Source organism: Spirillospora sp. NPDC046719 (assembly GCF_040645715.1).
Lineage (GTDB): Bacteria > Actinomycetota > Actinomycetes > Streptosporangiales > Streptosporangiaceae > Spirillospora.
Genome location: NZ_JBEYYT010000031.1, coordinates 24813 through 44607 on the forward strand (window position 1 = coordinate 24813; position 19795 = coordinate 44607).

18 protein-coding genes are annotated in these 19795 nt (G+C 68.5%); 11 read left to right on the forward strand and 7 right to left on the reverse strand.

The window, feature by feature from the left end; genetic code table 11:
- Position 1: 1 nt before the first annotated feature.
- Positions 2–919: an acetoacetate decarboxylase family protein gene (locus ABZ914_RS08420; protein WP_500192379.1), complete on the reverse strand. Its 918-nt coding sequence runs from the start codon at positions 917–919 to the stop codon at positions 2–4.
- Positions 920–1225: 306 nt separating this feature from the next.
- On the opposite strand from ABZ914_RS08420, the gene ABZ914_RS08425 reads away from it, so the two are divergent.
- Positions 1226–1936, forward strand: a complete 711-nt coding sequence (locus ABZ914_RS08425) for a type 1 glutamine amidotransferase domain-containing protein (protein WP_500192380.1) — start codon at positions 1226–1228, stop codon at positions 1934–1936.
- Between the two features lie 1258 nt (positions 1937–3194).
- Here ABZ914_RS08425 and ABZ914_RS08430 read toward each other — a convergent pair.
- The 3 genes from ABZ914_RS08430 to ABZ914_RS08440 form a co-directional block, all read right to left on the reverse strand.
- Positions 3195–4670 (reverse strand): DUF2079 domain-containing protein, encoded by a 1476-nt coding sequence (locus ABZ914_RS08430; RefSeq protein WP_500192381.1) that lies wholly within the window; start codon positions 4668–4670, stop codon positions 3195–3197.
- Between the two features lie 176 nt (positions 4671–4846).
- Positions 4847–5200, reverse strand: coding sequence for an acyl-CoA dehydrogenase family protein (locus ABZ914_RS08435; protein WP_500192397.1), 354 nt, complete (start codon positions 5198–5200; stop codon positions 4847–4849).
- On the reverse strand, positions 5101–5625 hold the full coding sequence (locus ABZ914_RS08440) for an acyl carrier protein (RefSeq protein WP_500192398.1): 525 nt from the start codon (positions 5623–5625) through the stop codon (positions 5101–5103). Before ABZ914_RS08440 ends, ABZ914_RS08435 begins: the two co-directional genes overlap by 100 nt.
- A 155-nt stretch (positions 5626–5780) precedes the next feature.
- Here ABZ914_RS08440 and ABZ914_RS08445 point away from each other — a divergent pair, with 155 nt between their 5' ends.
- Positions 5781–5996, forward strand: a complete 216-nt coding sequence (locus tag ABZ914_RS08445; RefSeq protein WP_500192382.1) for a hypothetical protein — start codon at positions 5781–5783, stop codon at positions 5994–5996.
- A 256-nt stretch (positions 5997–6252) separates the two neighbouring features.
- Here ABZ914_RS08445 and ABZ914_RS08450 read toward each other — a convergent pair whose 3' ends face one another.
- A complete protein-coding gene (locus ABZ914_RS08450; RefSeq protein ID WP_500192384.1) occupies positions 6253–6933 on the reverse strand; it encodes a TetR/AcrR family transcriptional regulator in 681 nt (226 codons plus the stop codon).
- A 183-nt stretch (positions 6934–7116) separates the two neighbouring features.
- Here ABZ914_RS08450 and ABZ914_RS08455 point away from each other — a divergent pair, with 183 nt between their 5' ends.
- From ABZ914_RS08455 to ABZ914_RS08495, 9 genes are all read left to right on the forward strand, one after another.
- Complete coding sequence (locus ABZ914_RS08455) at positions 7117–8673, forward strand: bifunctional 3-(3-hydroxy-phenyl)propionate/3-hydroxycinnamic acid hydroxylase (RefSeq protein ID WP_500192386.1); 1557 nt, start codon at positions 7117–7119, stop codon at positions 8671–8673.
- Positions 8674–8698: 25 nt separating this feature from the next.
- Positions 8699–9640 carry a VOC family protein gene (locus tag ABZ914_RS08460; RefSeq protein WP_500192387.1) on the forward strand — a complete coding sequence of 314 codons (942 nt, stop codon included), beginning with the start codon at positions 8699–8701 and terminating at the stop codon, positions 9638–9640.
- Positions 9640–10491 (forward strand): alpha/beta fold hydrolase, encoded by an 852-nt coding sequence (locus ABZ914_RS08465; protein ID WP_500192388.1) that lies wholly within the window; start codon positions 9640–9642, stop codon positions 10489–10491. Before ABZ914_RS08460 ends, ABZ914_RS08465 begins: the two co-directional genes overlap by 1 nt.
- 100 nt (positions 10492–10591) lie before the next feature.
- Complete coding sequence (locus ABZ914_RS08470; protein WP_500192389.1) at positions 10592–11473, forward strand: VOC family protein; 882 nt, start codon at positions 10592–10594, stop codon at positions 11471–11473.
- Positions 11474–11597: 124 nt separating this feature from the next.
- The gene (locus tag ABZ914_RS08475; RefSeq protein WP_500192390.1) at positions 11598–12584 is read left to right on the forward strand and encodes a dihydrodipicolinate synthase family protein; all 987 of its coding nucleotides are present in this window, start codon (positions 11598–11600) and stop codon (positions 12582–12584) included.
- 11 nt (positions 12585–12595) lie between these two features.
- Positions 12596–14113 carry an aldehyde dehydrogenase family protein gene (locus ABZ914_RS08480; protein ID WP_500192391.1) on the forward strand — a complete coding sequence of 506 codons (1518 nt, stop codon included), beginning with the start codon at positions 12596–12598 and terminating at the stop codon, positions 14111–14113.
- An 11-nt stretch (positions 14114–14124) separates the two neighbouring features.
- Positions 14125–14409, forward strand: coding sequence for a Dabb family protein (locus ABZ914_RS08485; protein ID WP_171069082.1), 285 nt, complete (start codon positions 14125–14127; stop codon positions 14407–14409).
- Positions 14410–14458: 49 nt separating this feature from the next.
- Positions 14459–15205, forward strand: a complete 747-nt coding sequence (locus tag ABZ914_RS08490) for a class II aldolase/adducin family protein (protein ID WP_500192392.1) — start codon at positions 14459–14461, stop codon at positions 15203–15205.
- 7 nt (positions 15206–15212) lie between these two features.
- Complete coding sequence (locus tag ABZ914_RS08495; protein WP_500192393.1) at positions 15213–17096, forward strand: FAD-dependent monooxygenase; 1884 nt, start codon at positions 15213–15215, stop codon at positions 17094–17096.
- 914 nt (positions 17097–18010) lie between these two features.
- Here the strand turns inward: ABZ914_RS08495 and ABZ914_RS08500 are convergent.
- On the reverse strand, positions 18011–18580 hold the full coding sequence (locus tag ABZ914_RS08500) for a hypothetical protein (protein ID WP_500192394.1): 570 nt from the start codon (positions 18578–18580) through the stop codon (positions 18011–18013).
- Between the two features lie 597 nt (positions 18581–19177).
- Positions 19178–19795, reverse strand: a 618-nt coding sequence (locus ABZ914_RS08505; protein WP_500192396.1) for a hypothetical protein, incomplete at its 5' end; no start/stop codon positions are given.

Sequence of the window (19795 nt, forward strand, 5' to 3'; positions counted from 1 at the left end):
TTCAGTTTCGGTCAGGGACCGAGGTGGGGACCGGCATGTGCAGGGCGAGTTGGCCTTCGGTGACGACGTCGAGCTGGACGCTCTTGATGGGCTTGAGCGATCGCAGGTCGTCGGCCAAGCGGCCTTCGCCGACCTGGAGAGCGGCGCCGCGCGGGAGGTGCGCGGTTCCGGCGGCGAGCACGTTGGTCTGGCTCAGCGTCGAGTGCCACGCGCCGTTGATCGTCGTGTACGAGGTCAGGGTGGAGACGCGGCGGCCGCTGGGGTGACGGGTCTGGGCAGGTGTCGGCGCCGAGAACGCCAGGTCGGTTCCGCCGGTGTCGTTGGCGACGCGCGCCGCCGTTCGATCGCTGTCGATATCGACGTCGAGTTCGGTGACCCACTTGGGGAAGCCGTAGCCGTCGTGGCCGCGGACCTGGGCGATGTCGGTGCTCACCGGCAACGACAGCACATAGGAATCGAGGTTCTCGTTCTTGAGGGCGGCAACGAGGTCGACGAACCCGAGCCGGCCGTGCCGGGCCGGTCGCACGGCGATGCCGACGGCGGCCTCGGTGTAGAAGTCGATGTCGCACACGTCGTAACGGAAGAACATGACCGAGACCAGCCCGAGACCCGGCGCGACCTCCAGCGGCGCCAACTCCACGGGCAGTCGGGCACGGATCGCACGGGAACGGGCGAGCATCGTCAGCCGGGCGGTCGAGATGCGGTAGTAGAAGTTCGGGCTGAGCGTGGCGCCGATCGGGGAATCGACCCTGGTCTTGGGCATCCGCCGGAAGAAGTCCACGCCGCTGACGCGGGGGTCGCGGGCGACCTCGTCGAGGTCGGTGTCCATCCGGTACCGGTCGTAGAGGCCGTCCTTGGGGACCGGGACCCTGCGGCCGCCGAGGTCGACCTCGACCACGTCCTGCCGGGTTGACGACATCGGGAGCTCCTCACGCTGATGTTAGCAATGCATACATGAGGCTATCCGGCAATGTAAGCACCGTCAACAAGGTGGCTCGCGAGTGCTGCGGCGCCCGCGAAGAGCGGGGCCGCCGCCCGAGTTCAATGTTGACACTGCTCACTCCGCGACCTAATGTGGATGGTGTAAACATTGGGCGCCGGGGTATCCGGATGACGGCCGCCACGGCCGTGACCTGCACGATCGGCGGACGGTCGCTCAGCCGCGGCTCTTGGCCTCTCAGCCGGGTCGTCGGTGGATCCGGCGCTATCGGAGGGAGACAGGGAGATGACCAAGGCTCTCTTCGTGGTGTCCGCAGCCGATCGGTGGACGCTGCGGGACGGAGCGGTGCACCCGTCGGGTTACTGGGGTGAGGAACTGGCGGTGCCGCACAAGATCTTCACCCGGGCCGGATGGGAGATCACGATCGCGACCCCGGGCGGCAAGGCGCCGACGCTGGACCGGCTCAGCATGTCCCGCACCGCCGGCAGGCCGTCCAAGCTGCGCGAGGTGGCACGGTACCTGGACTCGATCCAGACCGAACTGGACACCCCCAGGACACTCGAGGAGATCGACCCGGACGAGTTCGATGTGGTCTTCTACCCCGGCGGGCACGGTCCCATGGAGGACCTGGCCTATGACCCGGTCTCGGGCGCACTGCTGACCCGCGTGCTTCACTCCGGCAAGCCGCTGGCGCTGCTGTGCCACGCACCGGCCGCGGCGTTCGCAGCCAAGAACCAGGACGGATCGTGGCCGTTCACCGGCTACCGGATGACGGGCCTGTCCAACCTGGAGGAGAAGTTCAACAGCTTCGGCCGCAAGGCCATCTGGCTACTGGAGGACCGCTTGCGCGAGAGCGGCGCGGACTACGTCAAGGCGCGCCTGCCGCTGCGACCGTTCATCGTGGTCGACCGCAACCTGTACACCGGGCAGAACCCCGCCTCTTCTGAGCGGCTCGCCGACCGCCTCGTGAACGACCTCACCCCGCAGCCCCGCTGAGCACCGTCCGCCGCTGCGGTGGTGCTGTAGAAGAGCACGGTCTTGTTGCGGTGCTCACGCTGGTACCAGGCGGCTACGACGGTCAGTGCGAGGACCTTGCCGCGGAAGTCGGGACGGGTCCAGATGCCTGCCTCTGCGGCGCTGGCGTTCGATGCGGGTGTGAAACAGATCGACACCGGCTCCCGGTTGTGGACGGCCACGGCCCACTCACCCATACGGCCCTTGATCAGTGCGTTCCACTCGTCGGGCTGCCAGTTGTCAGGTCGTATCAGGCGTTGCGCGCTGCGCCGGCCGTCGGCGCTGGAAGCGATGATCGGCAGCGCGGCCGAGTCTGGGACGGCGAGACGGTCGGGGAAGACGAAACACGGACCACCTTCGACGGACACCGTCCGGTCGCCGAGGGATGCGACCAGACAGCGAAGTGCATCGGGTAGTTGACCGGGGTTGTACTCCTGTTCCATGCCGTCGATCGGGCTGGGAAGTGCGAGTCCGGGCGCGAGTGCCAGAAGCCGTGCGCGGGGAGACCATGCCCACACGGCGAGCAAGGAAGGATCTCTCAGAGCCGCATGGGGAGTGTTCGGGTCCGGCGCGAGGCCGTAGTTCGCGTCGATCTCCATGGCCAGCAGGCGTCCTTCGTCCCAGCTCATGGCAAGTGGCTAACTTCACCGGTCCCGACCGGTGATGAGTCTTATTGAGCCGGGCCACCCCGCCCGGGGGCGGGGGCGCGGCTAGGAGGGGCCCGCGCCTCAGGGCGCGAGAGCCCGTCCCGTTGGTCGCGAACGCTTCCAGAAACACGGGAGTGCGCCGGGGGCCGATCCCAGACGGCGTCCTGTTAAGCGCAGGCCAGCATGGCGATGGCCTGAGCGAGTTCGGAGTCTGCGGGCAGCGGACGGTGCTGAGCGGCGTCGGTGCGCAGAATGCCGGCCAGGTCTGTCTTCACACAGGTGCTCCATGCCGGTTTGCTGCAAGACCTCGGCCGATCCCGCTCAGCTTCTCGACGCGGCGCCGCGCTCTGCTAACAGAGCTTGCAGCTTCGCGGGGAAACGATCATCTCACGCCAAGTCCCACCCGGCGCGGTGCAGCCGCGGCCACAACCGCGTCACGGTTCGAACGTTCGGATCAGCGGCTCGGACGGCTCCCACGCCTCATCCGGTAGCGGACGCAATGGAAGACCCGACGGCACGAGCCTGCATTATCCCGCAAACGCGCGCTGACCATTCGGGACAGGGGGTGAGCTACGGAACCTGACGAGTGGGTTTTAAGGGGCGCGGCGTAGAACGATGATCCCTGATTGCTCGTAAACGTCGGTGAACCCCTGGACTCTTAATCCGTCTAGGTTGTTCACTTCCGGCCGGCCGGAACAGGTGCGCGAATGCACATCGATGATCGCCCAGCTGGTGTCCTCCTTTCCTTCGCCGATCAGTATCGCTCGATTGTCTCGGGGAATCTGAGGCAGGAGATAGTTGCTCACTTGCACCGTCACGCCGGTGGGCACGTGCGCGATTGCCTGCTGGACGGCCTGCCGGTAACTCGCCGACCGGGTTGTGCCCCCGCTAAGCCATGACCGCAATGGCGTGGCCGGGCTGACGGCGACCAGCAACACCATCGCCAAAGCCAGTTCCGGCCACCGCGATGTGGCGACTCGGACCAGGCCACCGCGGACGAGGCCACCGCGCACCCATGTGGTGTCCGGCGTTGGCGCGGGGTCATCCCGCCGACGCATCCGAGCCAGACCGTCGGCCATCCCGATCACGAGGATCACCATCAGCACCGTGCTGTAGTACAGCGTCCAGGCCCACATCGCCGGTTTCATCGACAGCATCCGCTCGACCAGCGTCGGCAGCGTGAGCAGCACCACCGGTGAACGGAGCGCGCCGAGCCCGAACGGGACCAGCAGCAGTCCCCAGGTGGTGAGCTTTGTGGGGTTGTCGAAGAGGGTGAACGCGGTGATGGCAGGATGGGTGATCACGTAGCGGCCGAACTCCTCCAGGTTCGTGGAGCCGCCAAGCCCCAAGTAGTCGTAGTGAGGGTATGCGCCGCCCCGGAAGTGCGGAATGATCACGCGGACGGTGGTGATCAGCACGAGCGGGCCGGCGAGCAGGAGCACCAGGGCGTGCCGCCATTTGCGGTAGGCCATTGCCAGGACGCCGAACATGAACACCGTCGCGCCCATGTCCTCCTTGGCGAGCATGGTGGCGCAGGCGAACACACAAGCGGCACTCCATCGCCCGGCAAGGGCGCGCTCCAACGCCCAGGCCAGCAGAGTCGCGCTGAAGATGGTCTCATGTACGTCGTAGCCGACGTCATTGAGCAGGCCGAACGACGTAAGGTACGCCGCGGTGAGGTACACCGCCGGGCGATTGCCCAGCAGCCGCCGGACCGTCCGGTAGACGGGGATCCCCGATGAGGCGAGCAGTACGTGACCAGCGATGATCAGCGTCTGTGGGGCATCCCAGAGCCAATACAGCGGAGCCAGCAGCGCGAACAGCGGCATGAAGTGATCGCCCCAGTGATGAAAACCCGGGCCTTTGATCGGCACCTCAGGAAAGCCCCGCATCGCCCAGCCGTGTACCGCCTGATCAAAGATCCCCAGGTCACAGGCGGCCGTCAGCACATTATGCTGCCGGGACAATCCGACCAGGCAATAGCCGACGGCCGCCGCTGCTACGAGCCAGCTACAGGGCGAACGGATAACGCGCCGGGCCACGGCGACGGCGCCGTGAAAGACCTTCATTCTGCCGAGGCTCGGTCAGTGACGAATCGCTCGTACGTCAAGCCGTTGTCGTCCACGGGCCATCCCTTCTGAGTCACACCCCCGGGACGCGGCAGCACTCCTGATCTGTTGCACTCGCAGGACCACTTTTTCGATCACTTCAGGAACGCTGGGGCATTCCCTCGGGCAGACGGGCGTCAGGCCAGTCCGCTCGGCCGTGCGACGGGACCGGCTCGGGTCCCTGAGTCGACTCCTGCGCTGCTGCTCTCTTCTGACCGACCACGGCACCGATACGGCTGACCCTTGTGCAGGAGGGGCTGCTCCGGTGCGCACCGCGTGGCCGCCTTTTGGTAGAGCTGACCGGCGGCGATCTGCGGCAGCACCTCGCCGGCCAGGCGCCGCCCGGCGTGCTCGACGATCACAGCGGTCTGCCGGCAGTGCATCGCGAAGATCATCGCGGTGGACATGTCGACCCGGCCGAGCGCGATGCTCGTGTCCACGAGTTCGTCCAGCCCGCCGCCCAGACCGCCGTGCTCAGCGGGAACCAGCAGGCCCGAGGAGGCCGATGTCGCGCATCTCCGTGAGCACGGCATGAGGGAACACCGCGTCCCGGTCGGTGTCGGCGGCGCTGGAGGCCGCGGTACGGCAGACTCGTTCGATCCGGTCGCGGAGCCGCCTCATCTGAGCTGGGGGCCGCAGACCGGCCGGTGCATTCACCGGGCTTCACCGGTCCGCGTGCGCTCTGCAGCGTCCCCAGAGACTGCCGGCTCATGAACTGGGCCGTTACGCGCAACAGGTTCCCCGCAGTGCGGAAGGTCTCTTCGACCAGGACTTCCTCTGGAAGCCGGATCCCGAATGCGTCTTCCAGCGCGAACATCAACTCGATCGCCTGCATCGAGTCCAACCTCATGTCGCGCAGCGGTGGCTCGGGAGCGAGCGGCTCGGCTCCGAGATAGGGCAGGAACGGAGTGGACAGCTCGGTGAACGCTTGTCCATGATCAGCTCCTACGGTGACGGGTCACAGGGGCGGGCGCGCCGGGCGGTCATCGAGCGCCACACCCGCCGCATCCGGGTTCTGGGCGCCACTGCTCACCCGACCGCGTCGTGACCCAGGCGGTCCGGAACCTGGTCATGGACCTGGAGGACGCCGGCTGCCGGGCACGGTTCCCAATCCGCGACCGCGACGGCAAGTTCCCTGAGCATCGGCCTCACCAGGGCATCGCCAACGCCCACCCGTTGAAGCCGCTGCCTCCGCCTATCAGCGAACCAGGCCAGATCGCGCACCTGAATGTCCGAAGAAGGGAACGGCTGGGCGGGATCCTCAACGAGTACCGGCATACAGCTTGACCTGCGCGGACGAGGTTTTCGGCAGGGGCCATGCTCGACCTTGCCCGCGTGCGCGGTCGGGGATGGCGTCCAGCAGCGGGGCGATGCGGTCGCGTGATTGATCGGCGCGTCGGAGCCCTTGGTCGGGGTCGACGAAGGTCAGTGTGAGCAGCCGGTCAGCGAGGTGCAGGCGCAGCCAGGCATCGAGGAATAGGCAGGTGGGCGACTGCGGCGTGCGGGGGCCGATCGGGCCGTGTTGTCGAGTTCCAAGCCTGGTTCACTTGTATGTCGGTGCCGCTGGAGTCGGCGCAGCGGACCGCAGCCTCGCCGCGAGCCGCTCTCCCATGAGTGCGATGGTCTCGGCCAGCAGTTCCATGTCATCGGCCATCGAGCGGTCCTTCTCAGCTTGAACCGCGAGGAACGTGCCGTCGATCCCGGCCATGCCGATGTACTCGAGTCTGTCGGCGACCGCCGCGGCGATCTCCGGGCCCTCGTCGTGGAAGGACTCCCGGATCATGTGATTCATGTGGCGCCTGCCCTCGCGCCGCACCTTGTCGATCGTCTCCTTCACCTCGGCCTCGGCGGCGTCGTCGTCCTCGCTGAGGATCAGGAACATGTGCAGGCGGAGGAACTCCTCCCGCTCGGTGAGCACTCCGGCCGCACGGCCGAGAAACCAGCTCAGCCGTTCCTGGGGGGTGCCGCCGACGGGCGGGTCGGCGTGCGCGGCGCTCATGGCCCTGAAGAAGTCGTTCATGCCGCGCTCCATCACCGCCGAGAGCAGTCCGCCCTTGGTGTGGAAGTGGTGGAAGATCACGCTCTTCGCCAGCCCGATCTCGCTGCTGACGACGGAGAGCGGCGTGGCTGCGTAGCCCCGCTTCCCCATGATGCGTGCGGCCGCTTCAAGGATGTCCTCGCGTGAGCGTTTCCCCCGCCGGTTGCTGACCCGCTGCCTGTCCACCCGTGAAGCATACGGCGGCGGAACACGTCGCCTGGCAGGGCGGACGAGCCACATACGGGCCCGTTTGCCAAGGGAATTCTGCAAACCAGAAACACCGATCCGGCGGTTGACCGAAACCTTCTGGGGCCGTGACACTCCTCACCAAGAAATCGACCGCTCGGTCGAACTCTTGGAGGAGCACGCATGCCTGAACACTTCGACGCCGACGTCGCGATCATCGGTTACGGTCCTACCGGCCTGGTCGGCGCACTGTCGTTCGCCACCAAGGGAGCGTCCGTGGTCGCCTTCGAGCGGGACCACGACATCTACGCCCGCGCCCGAGCCGTCACGATCAACGACTGGACGATGCGGATCTTCCAGGACCTCGGCATCGACGAGCGGATCGAGAAGGTCATCGAGCCGCAGGACCAGCTGCGCTGGAAGACCTACGACGGCCAGGAGATCCTCCGTGCCAAGCAACCGCCCTCGGCGCTCGGAACGCGCAACACCAAGCCGCGCTTCTTCAGCATCTACCAGCCGACGATGGAGGCCGAGCTGCGCCGCTGCGCGGAGGAGACCGGCGGCATCGAGGTCCGCTACGGCGCCGAGGTGATCGGCGTCGAACAGGACGACACCGGCGTCACGGTCACCGCTCGTGACGGCGCGACCGGCGCGGAGACCACCACCCGGGCCCGTTACGCGCTCGCCGCGGACGGCGGCTCCAGCCTGACCCGGAAACTGCTGGGCATTCCGATGCTGGGCGACACCGACCCGCAGCTGTGGATCGTGATCGACTGCCGCGTCAAGCGCTGGTGGCCGGACCGCGACCTCCTCACCTTCTGGAGCGACAAGGAGCGGCCGGTCGTCGACATCGCGCTGTCCGCAGGCAACCACCGCTGGGAGATCCCGCTGAGGCCGGGGGAGACCGAGGCCGACTTCCAGACCCCGGAGCAGGTCTGGCCGCTGCTCGACGCGATGGGGATGACGCCCGACGACGTGGAGATCCACCAGCACGCGTTCTACCGACACCACGTCCGCGCGGCCGAGACCTGGCGCGTGGACCGGGTCTTCCTGGCCGGCGACGCCGCCCACCTGATGCCGCCGTGGGCCGGTGCGGGGATGCAGTCCGGCATGCGCGACGCCCACAACCTCGCCTGGAAGCTCACCCGGGTCCTGCGCGGGGAGATGGACGTGGCGGTGCTCGACACCTACGAGGCCGAACGCCGCCCCAACGTCGAGTTCTTCACGCAGATCGCCGTCCAGTTCGGCCGCGTGATCAAGCAGCAGGTCTCACCCGAGGAACTCGAGGCGATGAACGCGGTGCCGGAGAACACCGTGACGCCCTACGAAGAACCGATGATGGCGCCGCCCGTCCTCGACGCCGGGGGCTGGCTGCGCGGCGAGGTGGAGGACGCCTCCATCGTCGGACGGATGATCCCGCAGCCGGTGGTCGGCGACACGGTGGGCCTGATGAGGCGGCTCGACGAGCTCCTCGGTGACGGCTTCGTCCTCCTGGGCGCCGACACCGACCCCCGGACGCTGCTCGGCGCCGAGGAGAAGGCGGAATGGGACGCGCTGGGCGCCCGCTACCTCACCGTCCGGCCGAAGACCGCCTACACCCAGGGGCCCGACGAGCTGGTCGATCTCGAAGGGGTGCTTCTCGGCTGGTTCGCCCGCTACGGCGTCCAGGCGATCGCCCTGCGACCGGACAAGTTCGTCGCCGCGTCCGACAAGGCCGGGCTCGCGGTTCCGGCGTTCTGACCCCCACACCCGAGAGAAGGAACAGATGTCTGGAGTCAAGGAGCTCGCGTACGTCGTGTACGAGGTCAGCGACCTCGCCGACTGGGAGCACTTCGCCGCGGGCCTGCTGGGAATGCAGGTCGGCCACAAGGACGCCGGCTCGATCGGCTTCCGCACCGACGAGAAGGCGTATCGCTGGCTCTGCACCGAGGGGCCGGCCGACGACCTGGCCGCCACCGGCTACGTGGTGGACAGCGGCAGCTCGCTCGACCGGATCGTGGAGAAGCTGCGCGGCGCCGGCGTCGAGGTCACCGAGGGCGGCTCCGCCCTCGCCACCGCCCGACAGGTCGACCGCATCGTGATCACCGCCGACCCTCTCGGTAACCGGCTCGAGCTGGTCACCGGCTTCGCCGACGCCGAGACTCCCTTCCGATCGGACGCCCTGCTCGGCGAGTTCGTCACCGGTTCCGGCGGCGCGGGCCACGAGGTGCTGGTGTCCAAGGGCGTCAGGCGCGAGGAGTACCTCGCCTTCTACATGGACATCCTCGGCTTCAGGATCAGCGACTTCATCGTCGAAGAGGTCGCTCCCGGGATCGTCGCCGACGTCGTCTTCCTGCACTGCAACCCGCGCCACCACTCCGTGGCCTTCGGCAACATGCCGCACCCCAAGAAGATGCACCACTTCATGGTCGAGGTCAGCGACATCCGCGACGTGGGCATGGCCTACGACCGGTGCATGGACGCCAGGCAGCCGTTCGAGATGACGCTCGGGATGCACCCGAACGACCGCATGTTCAGCTTCTACGTCCGCACCCCCTCCGGCTTCTCCGTCGAGTACGGCTGGGGCGGGCTGCTCATCGACGACGAGACCTGGCAGGTCGAGACCCTCGGCAAGCTCAGCAGCTGGGGCCACCGTCCGCCGGAGATGGTTCACGGCCTGGTCGGCCAAGTCCCCTTCACCAACACGCCCCCGGAAGGTGCCCGCTGATGGCTCTCACCGAAGCGGACGTCGCCAAGGACGTCCGGACCAAGAGCTGGAACATCCACTACAACCAGGCCGGCCCGGCCGACGGCCACCCCGTCCTCCTGCTGCACGGCGGCGGTCCCGGCGCCACCGGCTGGAGCAACTACAACCCGAACATCGAGCCCATCGCCGCGGCCGGCTTCCGGGTGATCGCCCCCGACCTCCCGGGCTGGGGCCAGTCCGACGAGGCCGACTTCGCGACCTACGACCACGTCGAGGTGATCTGCGAGCTCCTCGACGCGCTCGGCATCGACAAGGCCGCCCTCGTCGGCAACTCGATGGGCGGGCATGCGTCGCTGCGGATGGCGATCGAGCGGCCCGAGCGCGTGTCCCACCTGATCACCATGGGCGCCCCGATCCAGATGAAGCCCATCCTTTTCGGTGCCGGCGGCGGCCCGACCGAGGGGCTCAAGGTCATGGCCAGGAGCTACGCCGACCACAGCCCCGAGCAGATGATGCGGCTGGTCGAGATCATGGTCTACGACAAGGAGCGGTTCGCCACCCCCGAGCTGTCCGAGCAGCGCTCGGCCGCCGTGGCCAAGCGCCCGGAGCATCTCGCGAACGTCGCCAAGCACGGGCCCAAGGCGCCGATCACGATCTGGGCCGACCCCAGGCGGCTCCCGGAGATCTCGGCGCCGACGCTGCTGATCCACGGCCGCGACGACCGGGTCGTCTCCTTCGAGACCGCGCTCCTCCTGGCGGCCGGCATCCCCGACTCGCGGGCGCACATCATCAACCGCTGCGGCCACTGGGCCCAGCTCGAGCACGCCGACGAGTTCAACCGGCTCGTGGCTGACTTCGTCCGCAATCACTGACGTGGTCCAGAGGCGGCCCGACTTCCCGGGGCCGCCTGTGAAGGAAGGTTCCCGGCCCCCGCCGTGCGCCTTTCCGCAGAGCCCGAACCGGAGGCTTTCCATGGTCCGTGTGCAAACCCTCAACAACATCGCTCTAGCGGTGCCCGACCTTGACCGGACGGAGGACTTCTACGTCGACCGCTGGGGCTTGGCCCCCGTCAACGGCGACGGCGACTCCCGGCGTCGGTACTTCCGCACGCTGACGTCCGCGCACCACGGCCTCTCCCTCGAACAGGCGCCCGCCGGGGCAGAACGGGGCGAGCTCGTGCACGTCTCCTTCGACGTCGCGACCCGTGCCGACCTCGACGGGGCCGTCGAGGCGGCCGTGGCCGCGGGCGGCCAGGTGGAGCGTGAGCCCGGGGAGGCCGTCGGACCCGGCCACCAGGCCGGTGCGGCCGTCCGCGACCCGGACGGCAATGTGGTGCAGTTGCTGTACGGGGCGGAGTTCACCGAGGAGAGCCACCGGGCGCGGATCGTCGCGCCCCGCAAGCTCGGCCACGTGGTCCTCAACTCCCCCCAGCGAGCGGTACTGGAGCGCTTCTACGCGGCGCTCGGGCTGAAGGTCAGTGACCGGACCGCGCGCGGCATGTCGTTCATGCGCTGCAACCGCGATCACCACAGCCTCGCCGTCTGCGACTCCGAGCGCACCGGCGTCCAGCACATCGCGTTCGACGTCGTCGAGATGGACAGCGTCATGACGGCACTCGGCGCGCTCACCCGTGAGGGAACGGTCTGCGTGTGGGGTCCCGGGCGTCACGGGCCCGGGCACAACATCTTCACCTACTACGCCGACCCGGCGGGCGTGTTCATCGAGTACTACGCCGAGCTCGAGCAGGTCGAGGAGGAGATGGGGGGCCCGCTGGAGGCGAGGTTCTGGGGCGAGGAGTGGAAGGGCGACACCTGGGGGTACGCCGGCCCGCCGCCACCGAACTTCACGAAGTGACCTGGTCGCTCTGTGAGCGACCGAAAGAAAACGTGCGAAGCGCGCCGTAGGGCGTGTGAGAAGGAGAGTCGATGTCGACCAAGCAGCAGACGGCCCGCCCGGCCGCCGGGCAGGGAGCCCGAACGTGATCACCGCGGCGGAGATCAACGGCATGTACGGCATCATCCCGACCCCGGCGCTGCCGGGCGCCGAGCGGCTCGACGCCCGGAACACCGTCGATGTCGACGAAACGGCCCGGGTTGTCGACCGGCTCGTGCGCGACGGAGTCTCCGGGATCATCGCCTTGGGCACGACGGGCGAGTGCCCGGCCCTGAACGAGGAGGACTTCGACGTCGTCGTCGACACGGTCGTCGAGGCGGTCGCCGGCCGGGTGCCCACGTTCGTGGGCGCGACCGGTGCCGGCGGCCATGGCACGGCCCGTCGGCTGCGGAAGGTGGCGGGCTCCGGCGCCACGGGCGCCCTCCTCGGCCTGCCCATGTGGCAGCCGCTGACCACGGAGATGGCGGTGGACTACTTCGCCCAGGCGAGCCAGGCGTTCCCCGATCTCGCGCTCATGGTCTACGCCAACGCCCGTGCCTTCCGCTACACGTTCCCCGTCGAGTTCTGGCAGGGGGTGGCCGCCGAGGCGCCCACCGTCACCTCGGCGAAGGTGTCCCGGGCGCCGCACCTGGACCGCATGCTGGAGGCCACGGGGGAGAAGGTGAACTTCGTCCCGAGCGACATGGTCGTGCACGACTTCGCCGCACGTGCGCCCAAGACCACCACCGCCTGTTGGGCCACCGCCGCGGGGATGGGACCCGAGCCCTCGCTCGCCCTGATGGAGGCGCTGACGCGCGGCGACGCGGAGGCCGCCGGCAAGGCGGCGGCCGACATCGCGTGGGCCAACGAGCCGCTGGCGCACCTCTTCGCCGACCAGGAGGTCTTCGCCTCCTACAACACCCAGATCGAGAAGGCCCGCATCGCCGCCGCCGGCTACTGCCGGCCCGGCCCGGCCCGGTCCCCGTACCACCACCTGCCGGAGGAGTACGCCGCCGCGTCCGCCCAGTGCGCAGAGCGCTGGCGCGAGCTGCGCGCGCGGCTCACCGCGGTCGGGACGAACACCCAGAAGTGACGAGGAAGCCCATGTCAACCACTGCCACGACGCCCTACTCGGACGAGTACGCGCCGCACCGGGCGACGCTCGAGGCGATCCGCTCCCGCGATTGGGGTCTGCTCATCGACAACGAGCTGCGCCCGGCCGCGAGCGGAGCGACTTTCACCACGTTCGACCCGGCCACCGAGCTGCCCCTGGCGGAGGTCGCCGACGGCGGTGAGGCAGACGTCGAAGCCGCCGTACGGTCGGGCCGGCGCGGCTTTGAGAGCTGGCGCCGCTACTCGCCGCAGGGGCGGGCCTCGGCACTCCGCGAGCTTGCCGCGCACATCCGGGCCAATGCCGACGAACTCGGCCTGCTCGACGCCCTCGACGGCGGCAGCTCGGTCACCGCGATGCGCAAGGACGCGCTGTGGGCGGCCGACCATCTCGAGATGTTCGCCGACTGGGCGCTGATGATCAAGGGCGAGACCTACCCGGGCGCCGGGACCGGTCTGCACTACTCGCGGCCCGAGCCCTACGGGGTCGTCGGCCGGATCATCCCGTTCAACCACCCGATCTTCTTCGGGGCGGGAAAGCTGGGCGCGCCGCTGATGGCGGGCAACGCCGTCATCCTCAAGCCGCCGCCGCAGGCACCGCTGTCGGCGATCCGGCTCGGCGAGCTGGTCGCGGAGGTGCTGCCTCCCGGCGTGGTCAACATCGTCAACGGCGCCGGCCCGGCCCCGGGCGTGGCGATCGCCGCCCACCCGGAGATCGAGCGGATCGCGTTCATCGGCAGCGAGCGCACCGGGCGGGACATCCAGCGGGTCGCCGCAGGGGTGGGCGTCAAGCACGTGAGCCTGGAGCTCGGCGGCAAGAACGCCATGGTGGTGCTGGAGGACGCCGACCTCGAGGCGGCCGCCCAGGGCGCCGTGTTCGGCATGAACTTCACCGCCACCCAGGGCGAGTCCTGCGGATCGAATTCGCGGCTCCTGGTGCACCGGTCGATCGCCGACCAGGTAGTGGCGCGCGTCGTCGAGCTCGTCGAGCAGATCAAGGTCGGCGTGCCGGTCTCCGAGTCCACCCAGATGGGCGCACTCGTCTCCCGCGAGCACTTCGAGCGGGTCGGCCGCTACATCGGCATCGGTCGTGAGGAAGGAGCCGTCGTCGCCATCGGTGGTGGCCGCCCCGCTCACCTGCCCGAAGGCCTGTTCATCGCGCCCACCGTGTTCTCCGGCGTCACGCCCGCCATGACGATCGCCCAAGAGGAGATCTTCGGTCCGGTGCTCTCGGTGCTCACCTTCGACACCGACGACGAGGCGGTCGAGACGGCCAACGGCGTCCGCTACGGCCTGACCGCCAGCGTGTGGACCCAGGACGTCGACCGGGCGCACCGGTTCGCCGAGGATCTGCGGGCCGGATACGTGTGGATCAACGACTCCTCGCGTCACTTCCCCGGACTGCCCTTCGGCGGCGTCAAGGCCTCGGGCCTGGGCAAGGAGGAGAGCCTCGAGGAGATCCTCTCCTTCACACAGTCCAAGACGGTCAGCATCCCGCGCAGAGGTCGATGATGCTCCACCACGTGATCTCCCTGCGTTTCCACGAGGGCACCACAGACGAGCAGATCCAGCGGATGGCCGACGGCCTCCTGGCCCTGCGGAACCAGATCGGCACCATCCGGTCGATGCGGATGGGCAGGGACCTGCGGATCCGGCCGGACAACTTCGAGTTCTCCTCGCTGACCGAGTTCGACGACGAGGCCGGCTATCTCGAGTTCCGTGACCACCCTGCCCACCAGCAGGTGGTGCGCGAGCTCATCCAGCCCATCATGGCCGAGCGCGCCGGCGTGGTGTTCCTCAGCTCATGACCGCACAGCTCATGACCGCACGCGACGAACCACCCGGAGTACCGACCTCATGACCACGCTCACAGCGGCACAGGCGACGGACCTGGTCGCCGCGAACCGCATCCTTGTCCGCCAGGGCGTCCTCGACGCCTTCGGGCATGTCAGTGTGCGGACCGCCCCGCGCGCCGACACGTTCTGGCTGTCACGGAACCTGGCCCCGGGATCGGTGACCGCGTCCGACCTGCTCGAGCACGATCTGGACGGGCGCACCGACGACCCGCGCCGCCCCTACCTGGAACGCTTCATCCACGCCGAGATCTACCGCCGCCGCCCGGACGTCATGGCGGTCGTCCACAGCCACTCGCCCTCGGTCGTGCCTTTCAGCGTCGTCGACACCGGATTGCGGCCGATCCTCCACATGGCCGGGTTCCTCGGGGGACGGACGACACCGGTCTTCGAGATCAGCGACGTCGCCGGAGACGCCAGCGACCTGCTCATCACCTCGTCGTCGCTCGGCGCCGCGCTCGCCAGGACGCTCGGGGACGCACCCGTCGCGCTGATGCGCGGCCACGGCTCGGTCGCCGTCGGCGGTTCGCTTCAGGAGGTCGTCTACCGGGCGGTCTACACCGAGGCCAACGCGCATGCCCAGGCCACGGCGCTCGCTCTCGGAAGTCCGCGGTACCTCTCGGCCGGCGAAGCGGCGGCGGCGAACGCGACCATCAGCGGCCAGGCCGTCCGAGCGTGGGACGTCTGGTGCGAGCAGGTGCGCCCTGGCATCCCGGCAGAGGACCAGGCGCCCGGCACCGGGCAGGAGTGAGACCGGCATGCAGTTCCATCACTTCGGATACGTCTCGGGCGATCCCCGCGTCCAGCTTGCCGCCGGTGTCGGGCTGGACCGTCCCGACGGCCTGCCCGACGAGGTCGACGTTCTCATCGTGGGCACCGGACCGGCCGGAATGATCACCGCGGCCCAGCTCTCGCAGTTCCCCCGGATCAGCACGCGTATCATCGAGCGCCGCGCGGGGCGCCTGCAGACCGGTCATGCCGACGGGCTCCAGGCGCGGAGTGTCGAGACCTTCCAAGCGTTCGGCTTCGCGGACCGGCTGGCCGCCGAGGCGCACCACGTCACCGAGTTCGCCTTCTGGCAGCCGGACCCGGACGATCCCACGCACATCGCCAGGGCCGGCCGGTCGCCCGACGACCCCAAAGGTCTGAGCGAGTTCCCGCACATCCTCGTCAACCAGGCGCGCGTACTCGACTACTTCGCCGAGTTCATGGCGAACTCGCCGACCAGGATGCGCCCGGACTTCGGCGTGGAGTACGTGAGCCACCAGGTCCTCCCCGGAACCGAGCACCCGGTCCTCGCCACCCTGGCCTACTCCGCGGGAGAGACCGCCGGCAAGGAATTCCAGGTCCGTGCGAAGTACCTCGTCGGGGCCGACGGCGCGCACAGCAGGGTGCGCCAGACGATCGGCTGCCGGTTCGAGGGCCACAGCGCGAACCATGCGTGGGGCGTTCTCGACATCCTGGCCGACACCGACTTCCCCGACATCCGACTGCTGTCGACCATCCAGTCGAGCAGCGGCGGCAACATGATGGTCATTCCCCGCGAAGGCGGGTTCCTGTTCCGCCTATACGTCGACCTGGGCGAGGTCCCCGCCGACGACGCGGGAAAGGTGCGCGGTACGCCGGTGGAGGCCGTCATAGCGAAGGCCGCCGCGATCCTGCATCCGTACTCGCTGGACGTGAAGAAGGTGGCCTGGTTCAGCGTCTACGAGGTCGGACACCGGCTCGCCGATCAGTTCGACGACGTGCCGCCGACGGAGACCGGCGATCGTCTGCCGCACGTGTTCATCCTGGGCGACGCCTGCCACACGCACAGCGCCAAGGGCGGCCAGGGAATGAACGTCTCCCTGCAGGACGGATTCAACCTCGGCTGGAAGCTGGGCCACGTCCTGGACGGACGGGCGCCGGAGGCGCTGCTCACCACGTACGGCGCGGAACGCAAGGTCATCGCGAAGAACCTGATCGACTTCGACAAGGCGTGGTCGTCGATGATGGCCAAGAAGGCCGACGAGTTCGCCGACGCCGCGGAGTTGCCGGAGTACTTCAAGTCCACGGAGGAGTTCCGCACCGGATTCCGGACGGAATACGCCCCATCGATGATCGTCGGCCGCCCGATGCACCGTGACCTGGCCAAGGGCTTCCCGATCGGGCAGCGCTTCGCCTCCGCGAGGGTACGACGCGTGGCCGACACCAATCCCGTGCATCTGGGGCATCAAGCGACTGCCGACGGGCGCTGGAGGATCTACGTGTTCGCGGACGAGGCGGCACCCGGCGGCGCCGGCTCCGCAGTCGCCGATCTCGCGGAATGGCTCACCACGTCCTCCGACTCGCCGTTCACCGGACTTCCGAAAGGCGTCAGGCCCCACGACTGGTTCGACCTTGAGATCGTCTACCAGCAAGCCCACCACGCGATCGAACTCTCGCAGGTGCCCGAGGTCTTCAAGCCGAGGGTCGGTCCCTTCGCTCTGGCCGACCTCGAGCGAGTCCACGCCACGATGCCGGAGGACGACATCTTCGAAGCCCGCACGATCGACCGTGGTGGTGCCGTTGTCCTCGTGCGACCAGATCAGTATGTCGCGCATGTCATGCCTCTGGCGGCGACCGACGAATTGGCCGCCTTCTTCGCGCGGCTGCGCAGGTGAGCCCCTCACACCCCGCGTGGGAGAACCGAGGGCCGAGGCCGGTTGCTCGCATCCGGCGTCGCCGCAGAGACACCCGATCGGCGCGCGAGGAGTGAGCCTTGGGACCTCTTTGACGGCTGCGGCGAGCGTCGGTGTGGCCAGACCACGAATGCACACCGACCCCTCCCGCCGTTGACGCCCGCCCGCTGCCTCCCATTGAGAGGACGAGAAACCTGGCGGCGGTCGGATCCCGGCATGGTGGCTTGTGTCATGGCGCTGAGCCGGTTGTTCACCCGCCGGGCCGGTCTCCGGCTCGAGCTTGCTTGGCGTGGACATGGCGTGGGGTCTCGCCAGTGCCGACTGCTCTCCCAGCCACTGGCGTTGTTCTGTTTGGGCGCGGTCGCGGGTATGAAGCAGCTTTCGCTGTGACCAGCCATGTCGGGCTGGGCATCGTCACACCATCGAGCGATGCATATGCCGCCAGCCGACCCCGGAGCTGCTTCGTCAGCTCGGCCGCTGGGGCGGTTCCGGGCACGCGGTCACCTACACCGATGGGCCCATCCACAAGACCCGGTCGACGGCGGCGGCTTCCTGGAAGCCTTATGAATCCGGTTCGTCCTGAGACGAGGAGCGATCGAGGCCCGTGCTCGTTCATCCCGCCGAGCAGCGAACCTTCGCCACTGAACCATGCCCGGGATGCGTGCAGATCGTTGGGACCCCCGCCGTGGACGTCGAGCGCCCGGGCGCTGAGGAGCGCGGCCGACGAACTCCGGCGCCTGAACCCTCGGCACCGGTCGTCTTCGAGTTGTCCGACCCGTTCGAGTGTCGCGCCCTGGCAGCCTGGCGCGACCCCGACCTGGACGACCTGTAGCCGTAGTTGGCCGGGGTTTCTGGTGTTGGCCGGCGGGGTCGGGCGGGGTGGCGGGCGCTGCGTGTCAGTAGTCCGTGTAGTGCAGCTGGTAGTGGACCTTGTAGTCCCAGGTGGACCAGCCGAGGCCGCCTTCGTACCAGTGGACCATCCGGTAGTCGTCGACGCCGATGTCCTTGACCGGGGTGTCGAGTTTGAGCTCTCCGAGCTTGTCGTCTTTGTCGAAGGCCTTGATCATGCCACCGCCGTATTTGACGGCATAGCTCAGCACCTCGCTGACCTGCGGTGCTGACTTGAACGGGAGGTAGTGGATGGCTGTGGCCACGGATTCGGCCAGTGTCTTCTGCATATCGGTGGCGTTGGTGGCGAAGTTGTCCCCGTCCCGGTCGTAGCCGGCGAAGGTGAGGACCATGGTGTCGTCCTCGTCCACCTCATCGTCGAAGATCAGCGCGTCGTTGCCGAAGTGGCGGGTTTGACCGTTTTGGATGCTGACGGGCGGGGTGAGGATGGACTTGGTGTGGTTCTCCTCCTTGGTGCCGACCCAGCAGGCGCCCATGAGGTAGAACTTGTCGGCGCCAGTGATGGTCTCGGTGTCGGCGCACTCGACACGGTCGAGCCTGACGATCAGGTGCGGCATCTGAGGTGTCCCTCCTTTGGGCAGGGCGCTGACCTGGGCCCCCGAAACAGTGATAACTCAAAGTAGTCCCATTGTTGCAATGAGTGCGCTTTTGAGTGGTTTCGTCTGTGCCATGGCCGTTGCACGGTTAGGTCATGCCGGGACGTGCGGACGCGGATTCAAGGTCGGCGCACTGCACCAGGAGCTGCCCGCCGGCGTCCTTATGGTGGTCAACGCCCCGCAGCGGCTACGACTTGTCCGGCCGATCACTGACGTTCTCGCTGCCGATCCGCTGACATCGCAGGCCGAGGTCGCCGACGTTCTCGCTGCCGATGACAGCTCGTTTGCGGGTGGTGGCACGTTCGTTAACGGCACCCGGCCTTGGCCGAGAACCGCGCGCGGGAGCTGGAACTCAGCCTCTGCCACCAGGCCCCAACAGCGGCACAGCGCCGCACCGCCGGGTGCGGGGCGGCGCTTCGTCGTCTCAGTAGGGGTGCCGTTAACAAGCGTGTCGTCGGCGCCAATGAGGGATCAGGCTAGTCAGGGGCGCGGTGCGGGGCGGGTGATGCCGAAGTGGATGACCCAGCCGTGATCCGAGGTCGAGGATGGCTCGGGCGGTTAGGCGCGTCGGCGGCAGGTCAGCGGTCGCCGCAGTGTCCAGCTTTGGCGAGGTGTCCCGGCCAGCAGCGAGTGCACCTGCCGGGCTCGTGCTCGCCGGGTTGGCAACTCGGTCAGCAGGCCCAGCCACTCTTCCCGATAGCGGGACCGATGCGCGGCTGGCAGCACCATCAACGCAACCCCGATCAACCGCCGCGGTGTCTGGCCTACGCGCCGTGTCGGAGTCTTTGTTGCAGGCCGCGCTGCGGCCGGGCCGTCTTGGGCCAGCTCGGCGAATACTTGCTCGCATACGTCCAGTTCGGAAACAGCCGCGCTGGACACCCCCGAGATCTCCCGCATCAACTTCGCCGCCCCGTCCGCCGCGAGCGCTGACGCGCGCGCCGTGTCCATGGCTGCGCGCGCCGCGTCTGCCGCGTCCACCGCCGTGTTCGCCGCCATGTCCGCCGATGCGCGCGCCGCCGGCCGCGCCGCGCCGGCGTCGCCCTGGACCCGCCCTGACCTGCGGTGGCGCCTATTGGACGGATCGCGCCCGATCCATAACAGGTGCGATATCCATATCTTGCCCGGCGCCGCCGCCGCTCCTGGTGCGGACGTCGACGGCCCGCCGGGACCGGCCCG

Coding starts and splice junctions, on each gene's coding strand:
- ABZ914_RS08420 (WP_500192379.1), bottom strand. CDS start 919: ATGTCGTCAACCCGGCAGGACGTGGTCGAGGTCGACCTCGGCGGCCGC.
- ABZ914_RS08425 (WP_500192380.1), top strand. CDS start 1,226: ATGACCAAGGCTCTCTTCGTGGTGTCCGCAGCCGATCGGTGGACGCTG.
- ABZ914_RS08430 (WP_500192381.1), bottom strand. CDS start 4,670: ATGAAGGTCTTTCACGGCGCCGTCGCCGTGGCCCGGCGCGTTATCCGT.
- ABZ914_RS08445 (WP_500192382.1), top strand. CDS start 5,781: ATGGACCTGGAGGACGCCGGCTGCCGGGCACGGTTCCCAATCCGCGAC.
- ABZ914_RS08455 (WP_500192386.1), top strand. CDS start 7,117: ATGCCTGAACACTTCGACGCCGACGTCGCGATCATCGGTTACGGTCCT.
- ABZ914_RS08460 (WP_500192387.1), top strand. CDS start 8,699: ATGTCTGGAGTCAAGGAGCTCGCGTACGTCGTGTACGAGGTCAGCGAC.
- ABZ914_RS08465 (WP_500192388.1), top strand. CDS start 9,640: ATGGCTCTCACCGAAGCGGACGTCGCCAAGGACGTCCGGACCAAGAGC.
- ABZ914_RS08470 (WP_500192389.1), top strand. CDS start 10,592: ATGGTCCGTGTGCAAACCCTCAACAACATCGCTCTAGCGGTGCCCGAC.
- ABZ914_RS08480 (WP_500192391.1), top strand. CDS start 12,596: ATGTCAACCACTGCCACGACGCCCTACTCGGACGAGTACGCGCCGCAC.
- ABZ914_RS08490 (WP_500192392.1), top strand. CDS start 14,459: ATGACCACGCTCACAGCGGCACAGGCGACGGACCTGGTCGCCGCGAAC.
- ABZ914_RS08495 (WP_500192393.1), top strand. CDS start 15,213: ATGCAGTTCCATCACTTCGGATACGTCTCGGGCGATCCCCGCGTCCAG.
- ABZ914_RS08500 (WP_500192394.1), bottom strand. CDS start 18,580: ATGCCGCACCTGATCGTCAGGCTCGACCGTGTCGAGTGCGCCGACACC.